The sequence below is a fragment of the Gordonia sp. CPCC 205515 genome (genome assembly GCF_048537925.1).
Lineage (GTDB): Bacteria > Actinomycetota > Actinomycetes > Mycobacteriales > Mycobacteriaceae > Gordonia.
Window position 1 is genome coordinate 177042 of sequence record NZ_JBCLVJ010000004.1, and the last position, 22632, is coordinate 199673.

A 22632-nucleotide genomic window follows, 5' to 3' on the forward strand; every position below is an offset into this window, starting at 1 on the left:
CGGAAGTGGCGAGCTGCTCAACCGGCGGTGGGAGCGGGTGGGAGCGCCTGCTCGATGATCGCCGAGCGCAGCGGGGATATGGTGTGCGGCAACCATAGTGCCTGCACCGGCAGCAGCGGAGGTTCCTCGAGGTCGACGACCTGGACTTCCCCGTCGTAGAGGGTGCCGACCGGGTCGGTGACGAACACGCACGCCTGCGGATGCCGGAGGATGGCGGTGGCGGGTGGTGTGCCGTGAATCCCGCTGATGACCAGATTTGGCTCGAAACCGGCACTGCGACAATAGGACACAAGGAAGTCGGTGTAGAAGGATTGGTGCGGGCGGGTCCACACCACGATCGGGGTGTCCGACAGGTCGCGCGCGGTCACGGTTGGACGGGCAGCAGCCGGGTGGCGGGCCGATACCGCAACGCGCAAGCGGTAATTCGTCACGACTGCCGACGCAAGGTGATCCGGGGTATCGGTCCCGGGTCGCAGCGCGATATCGATGCTCTGGTCGACCAGCATTGCCGGCATCTGTTCCGGAGAGACCTGACGAGCAGTGATCGTCTGGTCCGGGTGGGCCGCGATCGCCGGCGACAGGAGTCGGTAGACCTCGTCACTCGAGATCGACGGCGTGTGTCCGACGACGTAGGGAACCGGAGTGCCGGCCGCCACGTCGCGCACGGTTCGGATCAGCGCCGAATGCCCGGCAAGTAAAGCGGCCGCTCCCTCGTGGAGTGCGCGGCCGGCCGGACTGAGCGCGAGTCGGCGGCCAGTCCTGTCGAACAGCGTCACGGCGAGATCACGTTCGAGCTGCTGCATCGACGCCGACAGCGCCTGCTGGGTGAGGAAGAGCCGTTGCGCTGCCTCCGAGAGCGTCGGCGACTCGGCCGCGAGAACGAAGTGCTGCAGTCGGCGGGCGTCGAGCGTGGTGGCATCGATATCCGCCATTCTGCACCTCTGTTCGCTCTCACCAGTCTTTAGGTACCAACGTACCGATTTATCCCAGCGCCTGATGGCGGTAGATCAGTTCGATACCTGGTGCAGACCTTTTCCCCGAGAACGACACAATTCGGAATCAACCGTTGACAAATGCGTTTGCGACATGGGCGAGCGGCGAGTTGCGATTCCGCCGCGGGCAACCTATTCGGCGGCCACGAAAGACGCGAGCTCGTTCTGAATGAGCTCTTGGAGCTTCTGCTCTTGTTCCTCGAACGGCTCTGTCACACTCTTGATCTCCGTGGTCGCCTTCGCCACGACCTCGCCGATGAGCTTGGCCTGTTCGATCGAGACAATGTGGAACTTGTGGTGTTTCTTGAAATGCTTGTGCACCTCACCGGCGATGCCGCCCTCGAGTGCGAGTGTGCCGATCAGATCCAACTTGGCCTCGCCGGAGCCTTCCGCGAAGTCGAGGTTCTCGAGGTCGACCCACACCGTGTTGGGTCGGGTGGTGGATTCGAAGAGGTAGCGCATGTTGGTCAGGTCGAGCACGACCTGCCACAGTGTCTGCGACGCATCGGGTTTGCCGGGCTCGGGGTTACGGAAGGGCTGGGCGCAATTGCGGATGATGCTGAGCATCGCCGCCATCGCCTGCAGCTGCGAGGTCGGTTCAGGCTGCACCCCAACGTAATAGAGGGCGCGCGCGAAGCGGTCCGAGGCCAGGCACGTGCCGGGGAGCGGGTCCTCGCCACCGAGACCCTCGTACTTCGTGACCAGCTCGAGCTGCTGATCGTAGGTCGGTGAATTGGTCATCACCAGGTAGTCGCGGCTGTGATGAATCCGGACTTCGCCGTCGATGTACTCGAAGATCGCGGAGTCGCCGCCCGCGTCCTCGATGGCCAGGTGGAGCGCAGGCTTGCTGTGGCCCGTCGGGTCGGCCATCGGAACGATCTGCGGCCGGTTCTTCTCCGTCCACGCCACGGCTTCACCGACGGTCTCGAAGTTGTCCAGGTAGTACTGCAACCACACCGACATCGCCAGCTGCGGCTTGGAGTCGTCGGGCGTTCCGTACTCCGACTCCGCCAACCACAGGATGTGTCCGCCGAGTCCGCGTTCGTTCATGCCGTCGGTGGACAGCAGGTCGTACACGCCGGCAATGACGCTTCCGTACTTGGCCGTCCATTCGAGCTTGCCGGTGACCCGGTCGTCGCGCTTGATACCGCGCGGAAGCTTCCACAGGTTGGTGTGGAGATCCTGATGGAAGTCCATATTCCGGCCTACGATGACCGACCCGTTGGCGTCTGGCCACATGACACGAGTGCACATTGTGTTGAACCTTTCATCTTTGTGGGAGCAAGTGGAGCGACCGTCGGGCAATAGTGCAGCCGAATGAACGAGGCTATCCGGCATAAGCTGAACAGCGCTGGGGACCCTGTGTGGTCAACTCCCTTACTGAAGCACCAATCGCGACAAATGACCATCCCGATGTCACATCACGCGTGCTTCGTGCCGTGTGCGGTGCAATTCTGTGCCATGCGCACGGATGTCGACGTCGAAGTGGCGGCGATTGCGGCACCCATTTTGTGCCATAACCACGTCATATTTGGCGCAGAATTTCTCATCGAACAGAGAATGCTGACTTCTCTTCCTATTATCAAGGGTTATTGATTCCCCCGAGAAGCGGTGATGTCAGATCGACGGAGTGCGCTTCAGGTCCGGAGAAGTGTCGGTCTAGCAGCGGTTTTCGTCGTCGTACTCGGCGTGATCGCAAGAGACGTGTGCGTTGTGCTGCGGTGCGAGGGTGATGTCTGGCCATGGCACCGCAACCGCGTGGACACTTTGGTCGCCGTCACCTAGCTTTCTGCTCATGCCAGAGGGTGCTACAGCGAAGCCGCGATTGGTGATTCGCAATGTCCGGGTGTTCGACGGACTCTCCGACTCCGCCGTCGATGCGCGGGACGTGCTGATCGACGGCGACCGGATCACCGCAGTCTCGGACTCTCCCGTCGGCGGCGCACCCGGCCAGGACACCGTCGAGATCGACGGCGGCGGACGGTTCTTGATGCCGGGTCTGAGTGACGCGCACGTGCACCTGATGGGTAACGCCAACAGCTACATCGACTTCGTGATGGGGGCGACGGGTCTGCTGGTCGCCAACACGCTGGCCGAAGCCAAGCGGATGCTGCACCGCGGCTTCACCTCGGTGCGCGACATGGGTGGCGACACCGCACCCCTGAAGACCGTCATCGACCGCGGCGATTTCGAAGGGCCACGGATCTTTCCGAGCCAGGCGATGATCTCGCAGACCTCCGGTCACGGCGACTTCGCGTTCGTTTACGAGACCCCCTATGCGTTCGGCGGTGGGCCCAGCCGCACCGACTCCATCGGCTTCACCCGCACCGTCGACGGTGTCGAGCGCGTACTCACCGCCGTCCGCGAACAACTGCGCAAGGGTGCCTCACAGATCAAGCTCACCATCGGCGGTGGCGCCGCGTCGATGTACGACCCCCTGTACACCCTGCAGTTCACGCCCGACGAAATGCGTGCGGCGGTGCAGGCCGCCGAGGACTACGGCACGTATGTGGCCACCCACGTCTACACCGTGCCGGGCATCACCCGCGCCATCGAGGCCGGTGTGCGGTCCATCGAACATGGGCACCTCGCCGACGAAGCCACCATCGCGCTCATCGGGGAGAAGGGGATCTGGCTGTCGATGCAGCCTTTCGCCGAGGACGACCACCACTACCCGGATCCCGATCGCGCGGACAAGAACCGGCAGATCTGCCATGGCACCGAAGACGTCTACACCTGGGCCAAGAAGCACGGCGTGAAGGTCGCGTTCGGCACCGACCTGCTGCTCGAACCGGAATCGGCTGCGCGACAGAGCGTGATGGCCGCCCGCATGGGCGAGTTCTACTCCAACGCCGAAGCGTTGCGCATGCTCACCTCGGGCAACGCCGAACTCTTCGAGATGGCCGGCGACCGCAACCCGTACGGGTCCGCGCGGCTCGGCGTGATCGCACCCGGGGCGTGGGCGGATGTCCTTCTGGTGGACGGGGATCCACTCGACGACATCTCCCTGCTGTCCGATCCGGAGCAGAATCTCAAGCTGATCATCAAGGGCGGCAACGTCTTCAAGAACACGCTATAGCCGGCGGCGGCATCCTGCCGGTACCTGTGCTGCGCGTGCGACGACGTCTAGGGAGTAACGATGAGTATCACCGACGATTGGTCGGATAACGAGGTGACCGCCCCGGTGCCCCTCGACGTCGGCGACGACACCGCTTTGCTGGTGGCCGAGGACATCTCGGTGCGCGCCTCCTGGGGCCACATCTTCGGCCCCACCAATCTGCGGGTCGCCGAGGGCGGGGTCACCGTGCTGGTCGGCGCGGGAGGCCGTGGACGAACCGCGCTGCTGCTGACGCTGGCTGGGCGGATGAAGCCGACGTCGGGTACGTTGACCGCGTTCGGCCGCAGCAATGCCGCGCGGCATCTGTTCAGCCGGGCGGCGATCGCTGACATCGACGAGGTCGACGGCATCGAACAGGCGATCCGGGTGCGTGATGTGGTGACGGAGCAAATCCGTTGGCACGCACCGTGGTACAAGTGGGTGCGACCGTCGCGGCAGGAAGATCTGGAACGGATCTGCGGGCCGGTGTTCGGGGATCTCGCGTTGCCGTCGATGGACGCCTTCGTCGAAGAACTGCCCGAGCTGACCTCGACCCTGCTGCGGATCGCGCTGGCCAACGTGGCGCGCCCACCGTTGCTCGTCGTGGGCGGGGTGGATCGCCTCGCCCGCGACGACAGCACCCGAATCCTGCTGGAGCGCCTCGTCGTACTGGGACGTGACCAGACGGTCATCACCGCCGATGTCAACGGAGTGCACACCGACGTCGGTGTCCGGGAGGCGATCCGCGTGGAGAACCTCACCGACAACGAGTTCGTGATGCTGGAACAACAGGAACGGACCTACTGACATGCTTGCCGCTTTCTCGCCGGGCAGCGACTTCAAACGGTATTACCGGGGCACGATGCCGCGGTTGGCGTTGATCGTCATCATCCTGATGCCGCTGATGTATGGCGCGCTGTACCTGTGGGCGTTCTGGAATCCGTTCGACGCGGTCAACAAGATCCCGGTCGCCCTGGTCAACGCCGACCGTGGTGCCACCGTGCAGGGCAAACCTCTCAACGCGGGTCAGCAGGTGGCCGACGGACTGATCGCGTCGAAGCAGCTCGACCTGCACGTGGTGTCCGAGGACGAGGCCAAAGACGGTGTCGAACACGGCAAGTACTACTTCTCGATCACCTTGCCCCAGGACTTCAGCGAGGACGTGGCCTCGCCCGCGAGTGGCGATGCCCGGTCGGCGCAACTGATCTTCACCTACAACGACGCCAACAACTATCTGTCCACGGTGATGGGGCAGGACGCTGCCGAGCAGGTGGTGAACAAGGTCAGTTCTCAGGTCGGGGCCACCACCTTCGACATCGTCATCAACGATGTCACCGGCCTCATGCCGAAACTGCAGCAGGCACAGGCGGGTGTCAATGAGCTCAATACCGGTATGCAACAGGCGAACACCGGTGCCGACGAACTCGCCACCAACCTGGTGACCGCCAAGAACGGCTCCGCGCAGTTGGCCGGCGGCCTGACCGAGTTGGACAACGCGGTGATCAGCGCCACCGATCCCGTCCTTGCCGCCCTCGACAACTCCGCCAACAATGGGCTGAGCGCCGCTGAACTCACCGCTCTTGTCAGCCGGGTGGGAACCAATACGTCCACGGTCGCAACCCAGTTGACGGCTGCGAGCAACACGCAATCGCAGGCCTCGCAGGCCGTGACCAGCGTCGCCACCCAACTACGCGCGAGTCCTGACCCCAACATCCGGCGGCTCGCCGACGCGTTGGCTCCGGTCCAGAGTTTCTTGCGTACCGAGGGTCTCGGCCCCGACGCGACGAACCAGCTCACCCAGATGCGGACGGACTCGGTTGCGCTGACCCAACAACTCGGTAACTCGCAGAGTCCGGTCCGGACTGCGCTGGGGTTGTTGGAGAGCGGACAGTTGCGTACCGACATCGTCGCGGCTCGCGGCGCCGCCAACGAACTCAGTTCCGGTGCCAACCAATTGAGCACCGGTCTCGTCGAACTCAGCAACGGCGCCAACCAGCTCTCGGCCGGCACCCAGCAATTGGCCGACGGCACCGGGGAACTCGCCGGTCAGGTCGATGCCGGTGTCAAGGCGGTGCCGCACTGGTCGCAGGACCAGAAGGACGCGCTGGCCAACACGCTGGCGCAACCGGTTGCGCTGCAGGAGAACACCCTGAATGAGGCGAAGACGTTCGGCACCGGGTTCGCCCCGTTCTTTCTCGGACTGGCATTGTTCGTCGGCAGCATCATCGCGTGGATGTTGTTCACCCCGTTGCAATCCCGCCCGATCGCTCAGGGACTCGGGTCGCTGCGGGCGGTGCTCGCGTCGTTTGCGCCGACCTTCTTCGTCGGGTTCCTGCAGGCGTCGATCCTGTACCTGGTGGTGGTGTTCGCGGTGGGTCTGCGCCCGGCCTATCCGATCGCCACCTTCGGGTTCATGCTGCTGATGGTCGCGGTGTTCCTGGCGATGATCCAGATGTTCAACGCGGTCTTCGGACCCGCAGTGGGCAGGGTGACGACACTCGCTTTCCTGATGGTGATGCTCACCTCGGCCGGCGGCATCTATCCGGTGCAGACCACCACCAAACCGTTCCAGTACATCCACTGGGTCGACCCGATGACGTACACCGTCAACGGATTACGACAACTCACCGTCGGCGGCGTCGACCACCGATTGTGGATCGCCGTGGCGGTGCTCTCGGTATTGACCGTTGTCTTCCTGGCCATCTCGACCTGGGCGGCGCACCGTAACCGCCAGTACAACATGGACCGCCTCTACCCACCGGTCGAGGTGTAGCCGCACACCCTATCTCGCAACGATTCTCACCCACCTATCACGGAGGACATCATGGCCAACCACACCAATGCTCGTGCGACCACCAACATCGGTGACACGCTCACGCTCAACCCGGTTTTCGTCCGCCCCGGCGAAGCCACCGAACTGCCCAAGTTCACCATCCCCGACGGTATGAGCCTGCCGGAGACGGCATACCAGATCGTGCACGACGAGGCGATGCTCGACGGCAACGCCCGGCTGAACCTGGCGACGTTCGTGTCCACCTGGATGGACGACGAGGCACGCAAGCTCTACGCCGAGACCTACGACAAGAACATGATCGACAAGGACGAGTACCCGCAGACCGCGGCGATCGAGGACCGCTGCTGGCGGATTCTGGCCGATCTGTGGCACAACCCCGACGTGAACAACGCCATCGGCACGTCGACGATCGGGTCGTCGGAGGCGGCGATGCTGGGTGGCCTTGCGCTCAAACGGCATTGGCAGGCCCGTCGCAAGGCCGAGGGCAAGTCCATCGAGAAGCCCAACCTGGTGCTCTCGACCGCGGTGCAGGTGTGCTGGGAGAAGTTCCTCAACTACTTCGAGGTCGAACCGCGGTGGGTGCCGGTCAGCGAGGAGCATTTCGTCTTCGACGGCCACGAACTCGAGAAGTATGTCGACGAGAACACCATCGGCGTCGTCGCCATTCTGGGCGTCACCTACAACGGGCTCTACGAGCCGGTCAAGGAGATCGCGGCGAAGCTCGACGAGATCCAGGAGTCGACCGGTCTCGACGTCAAGATCCACGTCGACGGTGCGTCGGGTGCCATGATCGCGCCGTTCTGCCAACCGGAACTGGAGTGGGACTTCCGCGTCGACCGCGTCGTCTCGATCAACACCTCCGGACACAAGTACGGCCTCGTCTACCCGGGTCTGGGCTGGATCGTGTGGCGCGACACCGACGCTCTGCCCGAAAGCATGGTGTTCCACTGCAGCTACCTCGGCGGCGACATGCCCACCCTGGCACTGAACTTCTCCCGGCCCGGTGCGCAGGTTCTGCTGCAGTACTACAACTTCCTGCGACTCGGCCGCGAGGGCTACCGGCAGGTGCAGCAGGGATCGCTCGACGTCGCGCAGTATCTGTCGTCGGAGATCGCGAAGATCGGCCCGTTCGAACTGGTCAGCAAGGGCGACACCATTCCGGTGTTCGCGTGGCGACTCACCAAGGGCTACACCGACAAATGGACTCTGTTCGACCTGTCGGACCGGCTGCGGATGAAGGGCTGGCTGGTGCCGGCCTACCCGATGGCCGACGACCTGCCCGACATGACGTTGCAGCGCATCGTCGTTCGTGCCGGCCTCAGCCGTGACCTCGCCAACGCCCTGCTCCGCGACATCGAGGGCGAGGTCGCGTTCCTCGACAACCTGGAAGCGCCGCTGCCGCGGGAGCAGTCCGGCTCGCACTTCCATCACTGAGGAGCGTGATGACTGACGCGACGGCCGGAGTCGTCTACGACCCGCCTCCCGCGTGGACGAGTCGGGTGTTGACACCGACCCTGACGAAACAGTGCGTGGGCTTCATGATCGGCTCGGCACTGTTCGCCCTCGGGTCGGCGCCCGGCCTCGGGAGCCTGATGGGGGCGTCGGCGGCCAACATCTGCTTCTTCACCGGCGCCTGGTTCTTCACCGGGGCAGCGTTCATCCAGTTGATCACCGCCGGGGCGGTCACCGTACCGGTGTCCTACGCGCCGGGCACCATGGTGCGCGCCGAGTGGCTGGCCGCGGCGACACAGTTCTTCGGCACCCTGCTGTTCAACGTGAGTACCGGGGCGGCGTTGCAGGCGCACACCGTCGCCGCGCAGAAACATCTCGTGTGGACACCCAACGCAGAGGGATCGGTGGCGTTCCTCATCAGCGGTTTCTGTGTGCTGATCGCCTATGCCCGTGGCGACCGCCTGTGGGCTCCGACCAGCCGGGACTGGTGGTCGGGTCAGATCAACCTGCTCGGATGTATCGCGTTCGGGGTGTCGGCGGTCGGCGCCTACATCACCACCAGCGGCGTCACCGTCGACGCGGTGCTGGCCAACCTCGGCACCTTCATCGGCGCGCTGTGCTTCTTTGTCGCGTCACTGATCGTGCTGCCCGCACTCGCGGGACGAGACTCCCCGTGAAATCCCTGCCCAGGCCAAAAAAACATTTGTGGCGGTTCGAGGTGGATTGGGCCTTTGGACCCATCTTTAGGGACGCGAACGATGAAATTATTTGTCTAGCGGTGGGGGCCACCTACGAAAGGGCTGCACGTGAGCGTGCCTGGGTCCGGACTCGACCCGGTCGTCGTCGACCAGTGGCGGCGGATGAATGGGCGGGAAGGGGAGCTGGGTCCGCATCGATCCCGCCTGCTCCGCAGTCGTGGACGCAGCGGCATCGACCAGTACGCGGCGTTCGTCGACCTCGAGTCCCCAGAACCCGACGACTTCGAGCAACTGCTGTATTGGCGACCCCTGTCTCGGATCTTCACCTACTGTCTCTTGCAGAACGCGGTTCGGCTACGCCGTACCGAAGACCTCATCATCGAGTACCCCTCGAATTTTCTCGTCCTCACCGTGCAGACGATGGGATACACCACCGGAACCGCGAACGGCCGCGAATTCACCTCTCGACCCGGACAACTCACGATCACCGACTTCCGATACCCCTATGACGTGACCACCCCCGGTACGTCGGACGAGACTGGGGTCTGGATTCCCACCGAGTCGTTGGGCGGTGACATCGCGGCCGGCGCGACCGTGCCGCCGGTCGTCCCGGACACCGTGCTGAGCAGAGCCTGCGCCAGTCTTGTCGTGCGGCTGGCGCGGGATGTGGCGATCGGTGGCGTCGACGCCGACCTGGAGACCGAGTTGGCGGTCATCGATGCGGTCCGCGCAATGCTGGAGCAGGAGAAGTCGACCACCGATGTGCGGGAAAATCCGCTGTTCGTCCGCGAAGCCGTCGTCGATCTCATCGAGCGCAACTTCCGGGACCCGGCCTTCGGGGCGGCGTCGGTCGCCAGACACCTCCACATCAGCCGGCGGCAGCTCTATCGCGGGCTGGAAGGCGAGGACCGGTCGCTGGCCGAGATGATCGGGGACCGTCGTCTCGAGTGGGCGCGGACGCTGCTCGCTCAACCAGAGCGAGTTCGGTTGGAGGGTATCGCCCTGTCGGCAGGGTTCTCGTCGACTGCGACCCTGCGCAACAGATTTCGCGCGAAGTACGGGATGACCCCGGACGAGTATCGGCGGTCGATGACGCTGTCCGCAACGGGTGAGGAGTGAATCGCGGTGACCGAGATCTGTACCGGACCACGTCGTCAAGTCGTTGCGCCGCACGCGGTTCCGCCCTACCTGGCCTCCGCAGCCAGCGTTCCGGGACTCGATCGCGATCGGGTGGAGAGATGGCGCGCCCGGTTCGTGGTCGCCGACTCCAATGATGCGGTGCGCCGATTCCGGGGCCGACGAGGCCTGGCCGAGTTCCGCGCACCCCTGCCGACGACCGCGTCGGAGCCGGAAGCCTTTGAAGCCCTGACACACTCGCGGCAGGTCGGGATGATCACCGCCGTCAACTGTCTCGCCACACCGTGTACGGTGACCCGCACGTCGCGGGACGTGCAGGAGTCTGCGGACGCGGATCTCACTCTGTTGATCTTCTCGACGCCCGGTCGCGTGTCCGTGGGATCGAGCCGTCAGGTGCCGTTCCGTGCCGGACAGCTCGTCCTGCTGAGCAGCCTGATACCCGGGGATATCTCGGTGGACACGGTCTGTGACAGCGCCCAGATCAGTATTCCGCTCTCCGCGTTCGGTTCTGACATGCCGGATCGGCTACGACGATTGCGTCCGGTATGTTCCGACACCGCTCTTGTTCGGGTCGCCACGACCTTCATCCGTCGATTCGCACAGAGCAACACCGCACGTGCGATGTCCGACGCTGCCGACTCCGCCGCCCAGGATGCCGTGCTTCGGTTGGTGAGATCGATTGTGGTGCAGCAGACTCTGCAGACCTACAGTCGCGGCGCCACAACCCAGACGGTGGTGGAGCGGACACGCGAGATCATCGACCGCGGCTTTCACGATGCGGACTTCGGCCCGGAGACGGTCGCCCGTGAGCTCCATCTGAGTCGTCGCCAGATGTACCGGCAGCTCTCCGGCATGGGTGAGTCCCTGGCGGCGATGATTGCGGAACGACGCCTCGCGGAGGTGCGCGACCTGCTCATCGACCGGCCGCAGATGCGCGTAGTGGAGATTGCCGCGGCCACCGGATTCGCCTCGGCGTCCGCCCTGCGCAACCGTTTTCGCGCGGTCTACGGGATGACACCGGCAGAGTTCCGGGCCCGCGGTATGTCCGAGCAGGGTGGGCACCGAATTCCCGGGGAGGCGGTGGATTTGTCGGCGACCGAGGAATTCGAGGTGCTGGACCGGGCAGAAGCTGTCACGCGAGAAGGGTGACGAAACGTAGTACGACGGCACTCACTCCGAATACTGCGGTGGCGACCAGCCATCGTCGGGCGCGGCGTTCGGCCTCGGCGCGGCCGTTGTTGTTGCGGAGATAGACATAGGCGGCGGTGAGTGCGCAGCCGGCGGCGGCGACAGCCACCACGCCGGCCAGAACTACGAAAACGTCACGCACCCGGGTGCGGTTCCACCGTCCGCGCCAGAATGCCCAGAGTAGCGCGGAGACCGGCCTCCGGGATGATCGGGAATCGGCCGCGGATATCGTCGCGGACGCGGCTCCAGTCGTAGTACGCGGACACCAGCGTTCCGCCGTGACCGGACTTGAGGTGATAGCCGTAGCGATGATCGAGCGGTGGTTGCACCGTGCCGTCGATGGTCCACTCGATCCAGCGGTCCTGCTCGAACCCGGTGATGATGACGCGGACCTCGTACTTGCCCATCGGGAGGTCGTTGAGCGATTCCCGATCCATGTGCACCACGAACTCGTCACCGACGGCGGTCACCTTGTCACCCTGGGCGTACTGCAGCATCCCGGAGCTGTCGATGGCGACGTGACCATCCGGGGAGGCCAGAAGCCCGAAAATCAATTCGGGATCGGCGTCGATGACTCGTTCAATCTCGAAGCGTTCGTCCATGGGATCCACGGTAGTCACAGTTGTCTGTAGGGCGCCTCCCTCCGCGGATTGTGCGTGGGACTGTGATTCGGGTGTAGCGGAGGTAACGGAGGTGTCTCCGCTGCCGGGATCGACTACTTGGGCTGAGAACGCGCGACGCCCGGGGATTCTGGGTAGTCGACTACGCTACGTCCATCCTCGTGCCGCCCATAGCGTCACTCCTGCGAGTCGATGACGGCTTGCGCCACCGGCTCGGTGGCTCTGTCGATGAGGAGATGACGATGACGAAGTTCGCGCGGGCATTGGTGACCGGAGCAGGTGCCGTGGTGGTGATGTCGGGCGGAGCAGTGGCTGTGCAGGCCGCACCGCTACCGTTCACCCCTACACCCGTCGCCTATTACGAGAACTGCACCGCCGCGCGAGCCGCCGGCGTCACCCCGATCTACCGCGGACAGGACGGCTACGCCGCTCACCTCGACCGCGATCACGATGGGATTGCGTGCGAGTAGCTCAGCCCTTCTCCAGCACCCGCTCCGGGTCCGCGGTCCAGGCATTGAGCGAGCCGTCGTACACCGCGACGTCGTTGCGGCCCAGCGCCTGGAGCGCGAATGCCGCTGTGGTGGCGGCAATTCCGCCGCCACAGTAGGTGACCGGTCGGACCGCGTCGTCGAGAGCGCCGGTCTCGTCGAACAGCGTGCGTAACTCGTTGAGGGACTTGAGTTTCCCGGTGTCGTCGAGGAGCTCGGGGAAGGGCACGTTGACGCTGCCGGGGATGCGGCCGCCGGCGAACGAATCCCGGTCGAGTGCGTTGACCAACAACATCTTTGGGTCGTCGAGAGCGGCGATCACGTCGTCGGTGGATGCGATCCGCTCGGGCCGTCGGTGTGTCACGAATGTTGCAGGCGCATTGGTGGATTCATCGGTGTAGGTGGGATAACCGGCGTCGGTCCACGCGCGTAGGCCGCCGTCGAGAACGAGGACGTTGTCGAAGCCTTCGAGTCCGAACTGCCACCACAGTCGGGTGGCCCAGATGTTGTTGGTGGTGTCGTAGACAACGACGGTCGTATCGTTGGCGACTCCGAGGGCGCCGACGGCTGCAGCGAACTGCTCCGAGGTGGCGGCGGCGAAGGGTGCCTCGCCCGCCGGATCGGACAGCGCGCCGAGTTGATCGGCAAAAACCGCGCCGGGGATGTGGCCGTCGAGGTACGTCTGCCGACCGGACTCGATGTGTGGGCCGTCGTCGTCGAAGCTCAGGTGGACGGTGGCGTCGATGATGCGCAGGGCCGAGTCGTCGAGGCGGGAGTGCAGGACGTCGGCGGTGATCAGGTGCGGCGTGGTCATACCGCCACCGTACTGACCACGGCGGCGGTGTCCAGGTTGTGCTCAGACGCCGCCGATCTCGTGCGTGCGGTGTTCGCGTCCGGCGCGTAGGTAGACCGATGCCCACGTCCGGAAGGGTCGCCACGCCTCCGACACCTCCGCCACCGTCTTGCCGGCTCCATACAATTCGACGACCTCGGCTTCGAGACGGCGTTCATGGGTGGGCACCCAGTCGGGAGCGTTGGCGCCGCGCAGCACGATCAGCTCCGACGCGAACGGTCCGATGCCCTTGATCTGCTGCAGCTCCGCGATCGCCGCGGCGGGATCGAGGTCACGCAGGCGGGCGGTGTCGAGGCGGCCGGATAAGGCGGCGTCGGCGACTGCGTGCAGGTACTCGGTTTTGCGGCCGGGCAGATCGAGGTCGAGGGCGGCGAGACGGTCGGGTGCGGGGAAGGCGCCGTTGTCGCCGTGGCGGCTGGTGATGTCGGCGCGGATCTTCGCGGCCTGCACGACGCGCAGTCGCTGGGACAGCACCGTCCATGCGGCGGCCTCGTACGCGGAGTGAAAACCACAGGGCCGCAATCCCGGTAGCGACTCTTGGGCACGCCCGACGACGGGGTCGCGCTGCCCGACCTCGGGCCAGGCTCGGGCATCGATGTCGAGGGCGAGGAACCGGGCCGCCTGTGCGGCTGCGGCATTCAGATCACCATCGCTCTCGACGACGATCTCCGCGGTCTGGTCGTGTTGGGTCACCATGACCGACGCCGCAGACCAGTCGGCGTCGACGCGGAACACCGTCGACAATCGACCCGACTCCTGGGTTCCGCGTAATGCCGAGGGCGTGAACCCTTCCCAGAACTCGCGGCTGGTGTCGAGCGACCAGGGGCCGAGGACCTCGCGGGTGATCGTGGTGGTGGCCATGGTTCGACGGTAGACCGTTGAACACTATCCGTCGCCTATGCGACGAAGGGGTGTTTGCGGATGAAAAGTTGAACAACCGAGTCGCTGTTCCACGTTGTGGGTCCAAAGTTGACCATGGAGTGGTGGTCGGACAGCCCGCAGGAAATGTCTGGACAGGCATTGGTGATCGGTCTAGCCTTGTGCACCGACCAACCGACACATCGAAAGGAGGAGGCGCACATGCCGACCGTTGATTCGGCGGACCGATATGACCGCGAACCAAGCTGTCTGCGTTCAGGTTCCACGCTGCAGAAGTCGCACTGGTTCATCACCAACACCATTCGCATCTGCGCCGCCCTCGGCTGACTCCCGGTCGACGGCGTGACGCAGAGTTCGTCGTCGTATCAAGGAGATTCAGCCATGACCGTTTTCGTCACCAATGCCGGTTTGCAGATTCTGGCGCGTGTCACTTGGCAGCGCGCGGCTGTCCTGTTGACCACCGAGGTCGCCCGCAACGTTGAAGGCACCCCGCTGGTGCGGGTGGTGCATTCGCCGAGCGTTGCGCTGCCGATCCACCAGGTCGTCGCCATCAAACGCGACGCGTACCGGCCGTTCGCGGGCAAGTCGATGGATTCGTACGCGTCGTCGGCCACCATTCTGCGCCGCGACCAGTGGATCTGCGCGTACTGCAATGGGCCCGCCGACACCGTCGACCACATCGTGCCCCAGTCCGCGGGCGGTCCGAGCACGTTCGGTAATCAGGTCGCAGCGTGCAAGTCCTGCAACGGTTTCAAGGCCAATCGCACCCCACGGCAGGCCGGGATGGCGTTGCGTCACGCCCCCTTCGTCTACGACCCGTGGGCGCAGGATCAGAAGGAAGTGTGGGAGTTGTTCACCCTGGGGTATTCCACGAGTTGACCGAGTACGGATAGGAGGATCGCGGTGACCACGTCGAAGAGCGACCTCCTGTCCGTGCCGTTGCCGTGGATTCTCATTCCCGAGTTCGACGTCAACTGGCGGCGCGCCCTCTGTGCCGCCGACGGCGAGAACCCCGAGGACTGGTTCCCCTTTCCCACAGAGGATTTCGTACATGCGGCTGCGGTGTGCGCGTTGTGCCCGATCCGCGTGGACTGCGAGCGCTGGGGTCGGGCACATCGGATGAGCGGCGTGTGGGGTGGGGTGCGTTTGGTCGATGGACGGGCGAAGTAACTCCGACAGTGACTGAGATCAGCCCGACCTATACGGGCTGATCTCAGTCATGGCAGGAGCCGACTCGGTGCGTGGACGCCAAGAATCCCCGCCTGCCGGGGAGCGAGGCGGGGATTCTGGCGTTACGGATTCATTGGTGGTCCACTCACCACTGTTGAAATCCGACGTTCACGGTGGGATACCACGAGCTGATGTTGTGGCTCATCCAGTACTGATTGGCGCGGGGTCCCGAGACGCCGCTCATCGCGGTGTTGGTGTTGCCGTGCATGTTCTCGATCTCGTAGTTCGCGGTCGGGCCCCCGACGCCGATGCGGTAGGCGGCGTTGACGGTCAGGTAGTTGCCGAACGGGGAGACCGCTGTGATGGTCTCGGTGACGCCTGGCCGCAGTTCACGCTGGGGCGCGTTGACGAAGCGGCCGCCCTGTCCGGCGGTGGCGCCGATCAGATACTCGGTGCGGTTGGTGTGATTGGTGATCGTCATCGCGGTGGTCGGCTCGCCGGGGCGGTTCACCGGCATGGTGCCGGCATTGGCGACTCCGGTCGCGCCGAGCGCGATCGTGGTGGCGGCTGCCGCGGTGAGGACTCCGGCGGTGAGGCGGCGGGTGGTGGTGTTCATGAGCGGACCTCCGAGGTTTCGGCCGGGGCGCTTCTCGTTCCGGCGACACCAATGACTTTGCTCTGCTCGAGGTCTGTACGTAGTCCGCTGTGTGGTTGATTGGGTGGGGGAATGTGGGGTCCACCGATTGGGGGAGAGGTCGGGCCGGGTTTCGACCAGCGTCGGGCTCGACTTCGATACGCGTCGGGCTCGCAGGCTCGCTCGCCGCTACTCAGCCCGGCAGCTGCGCTCGCTCGTCGCGCTCAACCGGCGGTGGGTGCGCCCAGCCGGCGGCTGGGGGAGTTGCTGGTTTGAGCCCTGCTCAGAGCACCTTCTCGATATCCCCGGTGAGACTTTCCGGCTTCGCCGTTGGCGCGAACCGAGCGACGACTTCGCCATCGCGGTTCACGAGGAACTTGGTGAAGTTCCACTTGATCCGACTGCCGAGCATCCCGGACTTCTGCTCGCGCAGCCATTTGTAGAGCGGGTGCGCGCCGTCGCCGTTGACCTCGACCTTTGCGAACATCGGGAAGGTGACGTCGTAGGTGAGGGAGCAGAAGTTCTTGATCTCCTCCTCGTCACCCGGTTCCTGGTGCATGAACTGATCGCAGGGGAAGCCGAGTACCTCGAGGCCCTTGTCGGCGTAGGTCTTCTGCAGTTCCTCGAGCCCCTCGTACTGCGGGGTGAAGCCGCACTTGGATGCGGTGTTCACGATCAGCAGCGGCTTGCCCTTGTACAGGCTCAGGTCGACGGGGTTGCCGTCGATGTCGTTGGCGGTGAAGTCATAGGCGTTGGTCATGGTGGGTCCCCCTTCTCATCGTCAGACTTGATTGAATCACTCAACGACGAGGCGCGGAAGATGAGGAGTTGCCGTACGTCAGTCGTCATCAAAGCCGTAGGCCTTGATGGCGTTGGCGGCGTAGAAACGGTCCTGGTCGGCGGGTGGCTGATCACCGAGGATCGCCTCATACGCCTGTTGGAGCTCGACGTACGTGCCGGCGATTCGATGGACCGGGAAGTTGCTGCCGAACATGACGCGATCCCAGCCGAAGGTCTCGATCGCCGGTTCCACCCATCTTCGTAACGCGGCCACTGCGAAGGTGTTGGTGACCAGACTGAGGCCGGAGACCTTGCAGTACATGGCGGTATCACGGGCGCAGGTCTGGATCGCGGCCAGCCACTCGGCGAAGACGTCGTCGTCGGGTGAGGTGGGGAATCCGGTGTGTTCGAGTGCCACGGTGAGGTCGGGGAAGGGTGCGAGGACGCGGAGCCAGTCCGTGACCTCGTCGGGTTGGGCAACGAGATCGAAGACGAGCCCGTGCTCGTTCAGCCAGGTCAGGACCGGACGGACGGCCGGCGAGTCGGGAGCGAAATCGTAGATGACATGGATGCCGGCCAGATCGGGTGCGATGGCGAGTTGGGCGTCCAGGTCGGCGATGATGTCGGTTTCGGGCAACCGGGGGTCGAGATTCCCGATGAACCGCATGTCGACGGAGCGGTCGGCGGCCAGGCCGGAGATCCACTTCAGTTCGTCGAGGTAGTACCGGCCGGTGGTGGCCGCGGCGACATGCACGAACTTCTGCACCGGGAAGTCGGCAGCGGCATCGAGATACTCGTCGACACCGAACGCCTGGGTCAGCTCCGGTGTGTTGACGCTCTCCGCGTAGCTGTAGATCGCCGGATACCAGCCGGTGGACAGATCCCAGAAACGCATGTGGGTATCGACGACGCGATCGGGCATGGAACTCCTCTGCGCGCGGTGGCCGACGGCAGGCTTCTTTGTACGCGTACGCAACTATTTATAACGCGTCAGCGAGCCTCACGCGGGCGGTTCAGCGATCGATCTCCCGGAGCGCGTCGGCGGGGTCGAGGCTCCCGGCGGGGAGGTGCTCCCGCACCAGGCGCGTCGTCTGCCGCTGCACCAGTTCGTTGACCGGCGTCGGCACTCCGTACTCTCGCCCGAGAAGTACGATTTCACCTGCAAGATAATCGATTTCGACGTCGCCGGCACCACGTTCGACGCTCTGCCAGGTGGAACTGCCCTGGCTCTGCTCGCCGGTGTCGCGGCGTTGAAGATGATCGGCGCGACGAATGCGGTCGGTCTCGTCGTCGATCATCTCGATACCGGCCGATGCGAGGACCGCATACCCCTCGGCCAATGCCCGCTCGAACAGCGTCCGGTAGGCATCACCGTCATCGCGGAAGCACGCATCGATTCCGTTGATCAGGTTCATGATGAGTTTGCGGTACTTCCACGCCATGATGTTGTCGCGGGCCTCCGCCGGGAATCCGGCATTCCGCAGCTGCGTGGCGATGGCGATGGCTACGTCGTCGGCGCCGCGCGGGTAGCGGCCGACCTCCAGGATGCCCGGCGCCGCCGACGAACCCTGGATGACCACACCCGGCTCGAGGTGCAGGCCCATCAGCATCACGCAGATGCCGTAGGCATTCGGGAAGCGCCGCAGGATCTCTCGTTCATTGGTGACGCCGTTCTGCGCCGCGACAATGGGTGTGGTCCACGGCGCGTGGGCTGACAGGTCATCGAGCGCCGCCGGTGTCTGCTGTGACTTCACGCAGAGCAACACGACAGAATCGTTGCGCCACTGCACCTCTGACGCATCGGCGGCGACCGGGATCGGCAACGCGTGTCGGCCGTCGGCGTCGTCGAGGATCAGACCGTGCTCGCGGATCGCCTGCAGGTGGGCGCCGCGGGCGACCAGCGTGGTGGGAATCCCGGCGCGGAACAGTTGCGCGCCGATCACACCGCCGACCGCGCCCGCACCGTAGATGACGACATGCATTGAGTGGCCCGTTAGTCGTCGAAGCCGTACAGCTTGATGGCGTTGGTGGCGTAGAACCGGTCCTGGTCCTCGGCGCTTTCGTTGCCCAGGACCGCGTCGAAGGATTGTTGGAGTTCCTGGTAGGTGCCGGCGATGCGATTGACCGGGAAATTGCTGCCGAACATGACCCGATCCCAGCCGAAGGTCTCGATGGCCGGTTCGATCCACCGGGCCAGCGCGGCCGGTTCGAACGTGTGGGTGGTCATGCTCAGTCCGGACACCTTGCAGTGGACCGCGGTGTCCTGGGCGAGCTTCGTGATCGCGGACAGCCAGTCGGCGTGCGCGTCATCGTCGGTCGAAGAGGGGAATCCGGTGTGTTCGAGCGCGACGGTGAGGTCGGGAAATTGTTTCAACGCCTGGATCCAGTCGGGGATCTCATAGGGGTCGGTGACCAGTTCGAGGATCAGGTCGTGCTCGTTGAGCCAGTTCATGGTGGTGGCTGCCGCTGCGGAGTCGGGAGCGAAGTCGTACACGACGTGGATGCCGGCGAAGTGGGGATTCATCGCCAGTTGGGCGTCCAGGTCGCCGACGATCTCCGCATCCGACATCTTCGGGTCGACCGATCCGATGTACCGCATCTCGAACTGGCGCTCAGCGAGTTGTGCGGCCCAGGGCAACTCGTCCAGGTACGACCGCGGGCTGAGCGCCGACGAGATGTGCACGAGCTTGTCGACCGGGAAGTCGCCGGCGTCCCGGCGATACTCGGCGGGACCGCACGTCTGCAGGAGTTCGGGGGTGCCGACACTCTCCGCGTAGTCGGGCAGGCCGGGATTCCAGCCGTTGGTCATGTCCCAGAACCGCATGTGGGCGTCGACGACGCGATCGGGCATCGGAGTCCCCCTCCATCCAGGATCGGCGACCCCGGTCATTTTAGTACGCTTTAGCAACTAGTTGTAGGGTCTCATCGCTCGTCGGGCGGTGGATCAGGGGGGTCCCGATGCTCGCCCCGTCACCCTGCCGAGGTCCAGAGCAACCCGTGGCCTCGAGCGCTCGGTAGCGCCGCGGCGATTGCTGCGCGCGCCGCGTCCACGGGCTGTCCGAGCAGCGCGGCGTACTCGACGGCCACGCTCGGAGTTCGTTGTTGTCCCGCAACGCAATGCAGCAGAACGGTTTTCCCCTCCGCACGTAGACCGCGGACCGCGTCGGCGGTGTCGGCGAGCACGAAGCGCAGGTTCGGGTTGTCGGCCGGATCATCGGAGTCCAGCAGACGCGACTCAATGACCTCGGTGGCGCCGTCGAAACATCGCTGCCGACGACCCACGCGGCACATCGATACCACCGCGTCGGCGTGATGGGCGACGGTCGCGTGTGTGCCGAGGAGGACGCCGTCGTCGAACGGGTGCGGCACGACATCGGTGAAGGCGTCCTCGGAGTACGTGACGTCATCGGTCAGTGGCCACCCGTTGCCGTACGGTGCGCCATCGCGGACGGCCAGGGTGGCGATCCGGATGAGATCGGTTGCATCACTGGGACGTTCGTCGGCGGGCCAGCCGTGAACCGCCCGTCGCCACCGCCACGGCACCGCACTCGCTCCCCACCGTCCGCCGAGGAGTCCACCGGCGATCGCCGCGACCGTGTCGGTGTCGTCGCCGATGTGTACTGCGGCCTCCAGGGCGAGTTGCAGGTGGCGGCAGGCCAGGTCGTCGGGGGTCTCGGTCTGGGTGATCGCGGCGGCTGCGGCCTGCAGCGCGGTCACGGTGAACCCGTTGGGCGTGAACGACTTCGGGCTCTTCGACGACGCGTCGTCGAGCCACCGCGCCCACTGCTCGACCCGGTTGGTGGGCAGCAGGTCGAGGCCGGCCCGAATGTCGATGACGCCGTCGAGGACTGCGTGGCGAATGGCCTCGCACCACAGTACGCAGGAGTCGCCGGCCAGCGCGTCGGCGTGGGTCAACGATGCGACGAGACGGGCGGCTTCGGCGAGGTGCGCGCGGTCGTGCAGGTGCGCGAGGGCGACAGGTGCGGTGCGCATCAAGGCGCCGTTACCGGCCGAGCGGGGGTGGTCGGCAGCGAACACGTACGACTCCTCGCGCATGATGCGTCCCACGCCCTCCTCGCCCGCGCGCAGACGGCGGCGCGTCGCCCCCAACACGGCGCGCGTCTGGTTGCCGACATCCGGCGGGTTGCCGTCGAACCAGCGCAGGAAGTTGCCGGCGATGGTGTCGAGTGCGTCGTCGGTGGTGAGGTCGGCACCCGTCGCGGCGACCTCGGCGATGGCCATCGCCATCGACGTGTCGTCGCTCCATTCACCGGGCGCGAAGTTGCCCAGTCCGCCGCCCAGCATCTGCGGACTTTCCGCGGCGGGGAGGTGTGCCGACCCGAACTCGTAGGGGACGCCGAGGGCGTCACCGGCGGCAGTCGCGAGCAGCACGCCGGCCGCGCGGTCGACCTGGGCGGGGGTGAGTGTGATCATGGATCTCCTTGGGCTCGGGGCAGGGGCGTAGGGGAGTGCACGGGTGTCGGGTCAGCGGCCCGGCAACGCGCTACCGCTGCTGACCGCGTTTGCGATTCTGGGCTTGGTACGACGCTCGTGTCCGCTTCGACATGTAGCTCGCGTCTCTCCGATCCGACTCCGCCCGCATGCGCTTGACGTCGGCCATCTCGGCGAGGATCGCGCTCGACACCCCGGCCGGGGCGATGGCATCGGCGTCGGCGAGGCCGGCGACGGTCTCGGCGAGATACGCGTCGCCGGCGCGGCGGTCACCCGACTCATACGCGCGGGATGCCTTGAGCTTCATCGCCTGCGCCTCCTGGAACAGTCGCTCCGACTGCACCGTCGGATCCGGCATGCGGTCGCCGAGTTCGTCACCGGGCACGACGTTCACCGAGATCGGCAGCGTCACGGTCTGCTCGACGAGGTCGGGCATCTCCACGTACTGCAGTGTGATCTGGGCGATCTGCGCCAGACCCAGCGCGGGTAGGCCATCGACACCCAAGCGCAACAACAACTTCCGCTGCTCCTGGGCGAAGAAGTCGCCGAGCTCGACCATCACCTGACCGTCACCGATCTGATGCGCCGGCAGGTCGTTGTACAGCTGCAGCGACTGCACCTGCGGCTCGAACTGCACGGTCACGCTCACCGCCTGCGCCACCTTGGACAGCAGGCCGTCAACCTCCCCGGCGATCGCTGCGGCGGCCGCGTCCGGATCGTCGGCGAAGACGTGATTGCCGTTGCCGGCGCGGGTCATCGCGGTGAGCATCGTCTCGTCGTAGCCGCGGCCGTAACCCAGCGTCGAGGTGACCATCTGCGCAGCAGCGGCGGTCGCGACGATCTCGGCCATCTGCTCGGGGTCCTCGATGCCGGCGTTGACGTGTCCGTCGCTGATCACCAGCATGGTGCCGCCACGGATGCCCGCGGCCCCGGTGGCGCGACGGATCTCGCGCAATCCGCGGAGGTAGCCCGACGACAGATCGGTCGAGCCCCGCGGACCCACCTCGTTGATCTGCGCGATGACGGCCTGCTTGTCGGCCAGCGGGGCGGCGGGCACGATCACGTCGGCCTGGCTGTCGAAGACGACCAGCCCGAAGACGTCGGTCGGCTCGAGACGCTGCACCAATGCGACGAGCGCCTGCTTGGCGCCCTCCAGTGGTGCGCCGTGCATCGATCCGCTGCGGTCGAGCACGATCTGCAGCGCACTCGGTGCCCGTGCGGTGTCGACGGCACTCGCGGGTGCCTCGAGTTCGAGCAGGACGGTCACTTCGTCGGCGGCCTCATGGGCCACGACGTTGACATCCAGAGCGGCGGAGAACTTCACCTCTTAACTCCTTTCTCCGCTCCGGTATCTGACCGAAGCGACTTTTCGCAAAGTTGAGATTAGCACTTTGCGCA

Annotated in this window: 23 protein-coding genes and 1 pseudogene; 11 read left to right on the forward strand and 13 right to left on the reverse strand. The window is 65.2% G+C overall.

What is annotated here, in order from left to right; all coding sequences use genetic code 11:
* Window positions 1-17: 17 nt before the first annotated feature.
* Both AAFP30_RS06020 and AAFP30_RS06025 read right to left on the reverse strand, forming a co-directional pair.
* Entirely contained in the window at window positions 18-932 is a 915-nt protein-coding gene (locus AAFP30_RS06020; RefSeq protein WP_419228961.1) for a LysR family transcriptional regulator, read from the reverse strand.
* 192 nt (window positions 933-1124) lie between these two features.
* Window positions 1125-2246, reverse strand: a complete 1122-nt coding sequence (locus AAFP30_RS06025; RefSeq protein ID WP_419228962.1) for a linear amide C-N hydrolase — start codon at window positions 2244-2246, stop codon at window positions 1125-1127.
* Window positions 2247-2787: 541 nt separating this feature from the next.
* Between AAFP30_RS06025 and AAFP30_RS06030 the strand changes: the two genes are divergently transcribed.
* The 7 genes from AAFP30_RS06030 (at window position 2788) to AAFP30_RS06060 (ending at window position 11319) form a co-directional block, all read left to right on the forward strand.
* Window positions 2788-4071, forward strand: coding sequence for an amidohydrolase family protein (locus AAFP30_RS06030; RefSeq protein WP_419228963.1), 1284 nt, complete (start codon window positions 2788-2790; stop codon window positions 4069-4071).
* Between the two features lie 60 nt (window positions 4072-4131).
* On the forward strand, window positions 4132-4896 hold the full coding sequence (locus tag AAFP30_RS06035) for an ATP-binding cassette domain-containing protein (RefSeq protein ID WP_419228964.1): 765 nt from the start codon (window positions 4132-4134) through the stop codon (window positions 4894-4896).
* Between the two features lies 1 nt (window position 4897).
* On the forward strand, window positions 4898-6862 hold the full coding sequence (locus AAFP30_RS06040) for a YhgE/Pip family protein (RefSeq protein ID WP_419228965.1): 1965 nt from the start codon (window positions 4898-4900) through the stop codon (window positions 6860-6862).
* Window positions 6863-6913: 51 nt separating this feature from the next.
* On the forward strand, window positions 6914-8317 hold the full coding sequence (locus AAFP30_RS06045; protein WP_419228966.1) for a glutamate decarboxylase: 1404 nt from the start codon (window positions 6914-6916) through the stop codon (window positions 8315-8317).
* Window positions 8318-8325: 8 nt separating this feature from the next.
* Window positions 8326-9012: a hypothetical protein gene (locus tag AAFP30_RS06050; RefSeq protein WP_419228967.1), complete on the forward strand. Its 687-nt coding sequence runs from the start codon at window positions 8326-8328 to the stop codon at window positions 9010-9012.
* A gap of 129 nt (window positions 9013-9141) precedes the next feature.
* Complete coding sequence (locus tag AAFP30_RS06055) at window positions 9142-10152, forward strand: helix-turn-helix domain-containing protein (RefSeq protein WP_419228968.1); 1011 nt, start codon at window positions 9142-9144, stop codon at window positions 10150-10152.
* Between the two features lie 6 nt (window positions 10153-10158).
* A complete protein-coding gene (locus AAFP30_RS06060) occupies window positions 10159-11319 on the forward strand; it encodes a helix-turn-helix domain-containing protein (RefSeq protein ID WP_419228969.1) in 1161 nt (386 codons plus the stop codon).
* Here the strand turns inward: AAFP30_RS06060 and AAFP30_RS06065 are convergent.
* Both AAFP30_RS06065 and AAFP30_RS06070 read right to left on the reverse strand, forming a co-directional pair.
* The gene (locus tag AAFP30_RS06065; RefSeq protein ID WP_419228970.1) at window positions 11303-11500 is read right to left on the reverse strand and encodes a hypothetical protein; all 198 of its coding nucleotides are present in this window, start codon (window positions 11498-11500) and stop codon (window positions 11303-11305) included. The genes AAFP30_RS06060 and AAFP30_RS06065 overlap by 17 nt on opposite strands.
* On the reverse strand, window positions 11493-11960 hold the full coding sequence (locus AAFP30_RS06070; protein WP_419228971.1) for a polyketide cyclase: 468 nt from the start codon (window positions 11958-11960) through the stop codon (window positions 11493-11495). The genes AAFP30_RS06065 and AAFP30_RS06070 overlap by 8 nt, the downstream gene beginning before the upstream one ends.
* 323 nt (window positions 11961-12283) lie before the next feature.
* Here AAFP30_RS06070 and AAFP30_RS06075 point away from each other — a divergent pair.
* Window positions 12284-12448 (forward strand): annotated as a pseudogene (locus tag AAFP30_RS06075) (excalibur calcium-binding domain-containing protein); the annotation flags it as partial.
* 1 nt (window position 12449) lies between these two features.
* Here the strand turns inward: AAFP30_RS06075 and AAFP30_RS06080 are convergent.
* A complete protein-coding gene (locus AAFP30_RS06080) occupies window positions 12450-13280 on the reverse strand; it encodes a sulfurtransferase (RefSeq protein WP_419228972.1) in 831 nt (276 codons plus the stop codon).
* Between the two features lie 42 nt (window positions 13281-13322).
* Entirely contained in the window at window positions 13323-14180 is an 858-nt protein-coding gene (locus AAFP30_RS06085) for a DNA-3-methyladenine glycosylase family protein (protein ID WP_419228973.1), read from the reverse strand.
* A gap of 219 nt (window positions 14181-14399) precedes the next feature.
* On the opposite strand from AAFP30_RS06085, the gene AAFP30_RS06090 reads away from it, so the two are divergent.
* Genes AAFP30_RS06090 through AAFP30_RS06100 form a run of 3 tightly spaced genes read left to right on the forward strand, consistent with a single transcriptional unit; the run spans window position 14400 to window position 15368 of the window.
* Window positions 14400-14525 carry a hypothetical protein gene (locus AAFP30_RS06090; protein ID WP_419228974.1) on the forward strand — a complete coding sequence of 42 codons (126 nt, stop codon included), beginning with the start codon at window positions 14400-14402 and terminating at the stop codon, window positions 14523-14525.
* Between the two features lie 54 nt (window positions 14526-14579).
* The gene (locus tag AAFP30_RS06095) at window positions 14580-15077 is read left to right on the forward strand and encodes an HNH endonuclease (protein ID WP_419228975.1); all 498 of its coding nucleotides are present in this window, start codon (window positions 14580-14582) and stop codon (window positions 15075-15077) included.
* A gap of 24 nt (window positions 15078-15101) precedes the next feature.
* Window positions 15102-15368 carry a WhiB family transcriptional regulator gene (locus AAFP30_RS06100; protein ID WP_419228976.1) on the forward strand — a complete coding sequence of 89 codons (267 nt, stop codon included), beginning with the start codon at window positions 15102-15104 and terminating at the stop codon, window positions 15366-15368.
* Between the two features lie 145 nt (window positions 15369-15513).
* On the opposite strand, the gene AAFP30_RS06105 is transcribed toward AAFP30_RS06100, so the two are convergent.
* From AAFP30_RS06105 to AAFP30_RS06135, 7 genes are all read right to left on the reverse strand, one after another.
* Window positions 15514-15984 (reverse strand): hypothetical protein, encoded by a 471-nt coding sequence (locus AAFP30_RS06105; protein WP_419228977.1) that lies wholly within the window; start codon window positions 15982-15984, stop codon window positions 15514-15516.
* Window positions 15985-16285: 301 nt separating this feature from the next.
* Window positions 16286-16762 (reverse strand): glutathione peroxidase, encoded by a 477-nt coding sequence (locus AAFP30_RS06110; RefSeq protein WP_419228978.1) that lies wholly within the window; start codon window positions 16760-16762, stop codon window positions 16286-16288.
* A 78-nt stretch (window positions 16763-16840) separates the two neighbouring features.
* The gene (locus AAFP30_RS06115; protein WP_419228979.1) at window positions 16841-17704 is read right to left on the reverse strand and encodes an amidohydrolase family protein; all 864 of its coding nucleotides are present in this window, start codon (window positions 17702-17704) and stop codon (window positions 16841-16843) included.
* 91 nt (window positions 17705-17795) lie between these two features.
* A complete protein-coding gene (locus AAFP30_RS06120) occupies window positions 17796-18764 on the reverse strand; it encodes a ketopantoate reductase family protein (RefSeq protein WP_419228980.1) in 969 nt (322 codons plus the stop codon).
* Between the two features lie 11 nt (window positions 18765-18775).
* Window positions 18776-19633 (reverse strand): amidohydrolase family protein, encoded by an 858-nt coding sequence (locus tag AAFP30_RS06125; protein ID WP_419228981.1) that lies wholly within the window; start codon window positions 19631-19633, stop codon window positions 18776-18778.
* Window positions 19634-19752: 119 nt separating this feature from the next.
* Entirely contained in the window at window positions 19753-21216 is a 1464-nt protein-coding gene (locus tag AAFP30_RS06130) for an ADP-ribosylglycohydrolase family protein (protein WP_419228982.1), read from the reverse strand.
* Window positions 21217-21286: 70 nt separating this feature from the next.
* Entirely contained in the window at window positions 21287-22558 is a 1272-nt protein-coding gene (locus AAFP30_RS06135) for a vWA domain-containing protein (RefSeq protein WP_419228983.1), read from the reverse strand.
* Window positions 22559-22632: the final 74 nt, after the last annotated feature.

What these genes read in the sequence shown, in the direction of transcription:
- AAFP30_RS06020 (WP_419228961.1), bottom strand. Translation starts at nt 932, where the DNA reads ATGGCGGATATCGATGCCACCACGCTCGACGCCCGCCGACTGCAGCAC.
- AAFP30_RS06025 (WP_419228962.1), bottom strand. Translation starts at nt 2,246, where the DNA reads ATGTGCACTCGTGTCATGTGGCCAGACGCCAACGGGTCGGTCATCGTA.
- AAFP30_RS06030 (WP_419228963.1), top strand. Translation starts at nt 2,788, where the DNA reads ATGCCAGAGGGTGCTACAGCGAAGCCGCGATTGGTGATTCGCAATGTC.
- AAFP30_RS06035 (WP_419228964.1), top strand. Translation starts at nt 4,132, where the DNA reads ATGAGTATCACCGACGATTGGTCGGATAACGAGGTGACCGCCCCGGTG.
- AAFP30_RS06040 (WP_419228965.1), top strand. Translation starts at nt 4,898, where the DNA reads ATGCTTGCCGCTTTCTCGCCGGGCAGCGACTTCAAACGGTATTACCGG.
- AAFP30_RS06045 (WP_419228966.1), top strand. Translation starts at nt 6,914, where the DNA reads ATGGCCAACCACACCAATGCTCGTGCGACCACCAACATCGGTGACACG.
- AAFP30_RS06050 (WP_419228967.1), top strand. Translation starts at nt 8,326, where the DNA reads ATGACTGACGCGACGGCCGGAGTCGTCTACGACCCGCCTCCCGCGTGG.
- AAFP30_RS06070 (WP_419228971.1), bottom strand. Translation starts at nt 11,960, where the DNA reads ATGGACGAACGCTTCGAGATTGAACGAGTCATCGACGCCGATCCCGAA.
- AAFP30_RS06080 (WP_419228972.1), bottom strand. Translation starts at nt 13,280, where the DNA reads ATGACCACGCCGCACCTGATCACCGCCGACGTCCTGCACTCCCGCCTC.
- AAFP30_RS06085 (WP_419228973.1), bottom strand. Translation starts at nt 14,180, where the DNA reads ATGGCCACCACCACGATCACCCGCGAGGTCCTCGGCCCCTGGTCGCTC.
- AAFP30_RS06090 (WP_419228974.1), top strand. Translation starts at nt 14,400, where the DNA reads ATGCCGACCGTTGATTCGGCGGACCGATATGACCGCGAACCAAGCTGT.
- AAFP30_RS06095 (WP_419228975.1), top strand. Translation starts at nt 14,580, where the DNA reads ATGACCGTTTTCGTCACCAATGCCGGTTTGCAGATTCTGGCGCGTGTC.
- AAFP30_RS06105 (WP_419228977.1), bottom strand. Translation starts at nt 15,984, where the DNA reads ATGAACACCACCACCCGCCGCCTCACCGCCGGAGTCCTCACCGCGGCA.
- AAFP30_RS06110 (WP_419228978.1), bottom strand. Translation starts at nt 16,762, where the DNA reads ATGACCAACGCCTATGACTTCACCGCCAACGACATCGACGGCAACCCC.
- AAFP30_RS06115 (WP_419228979.1), bottom strand. Translation starts at nt 17,704, where the DNA reads ATGCCCGATCGCGTCGTCGATACCCACATGCGTTTCTGGGATCTGTCC.
- AAFP30_RS06120 (WP_419228980.1), bottom strand. Translation starts at nt 18,764, where the DNA reads ATGCATGTCGTCATCTACGGTGCGGGCGCGGTCGGCGGTGTGATCGGC.
- AAFP30_RS06125 (WP_419228981.1), bottom strand. Translation starts at nt 19,633, where the DNA reads ATGCCCGATCGCGTCGTCGACGCCCACATGCGGTTCTGGGACATGACC.
- AAFP30_RS06130 (WP_419228982.1), bottom strand. Translation starts at nt 21,216, where the DNA reads ATGATCACACTCACCCCCGCCCAGGTCGACCGCGCGGCCGGCGTGCTG.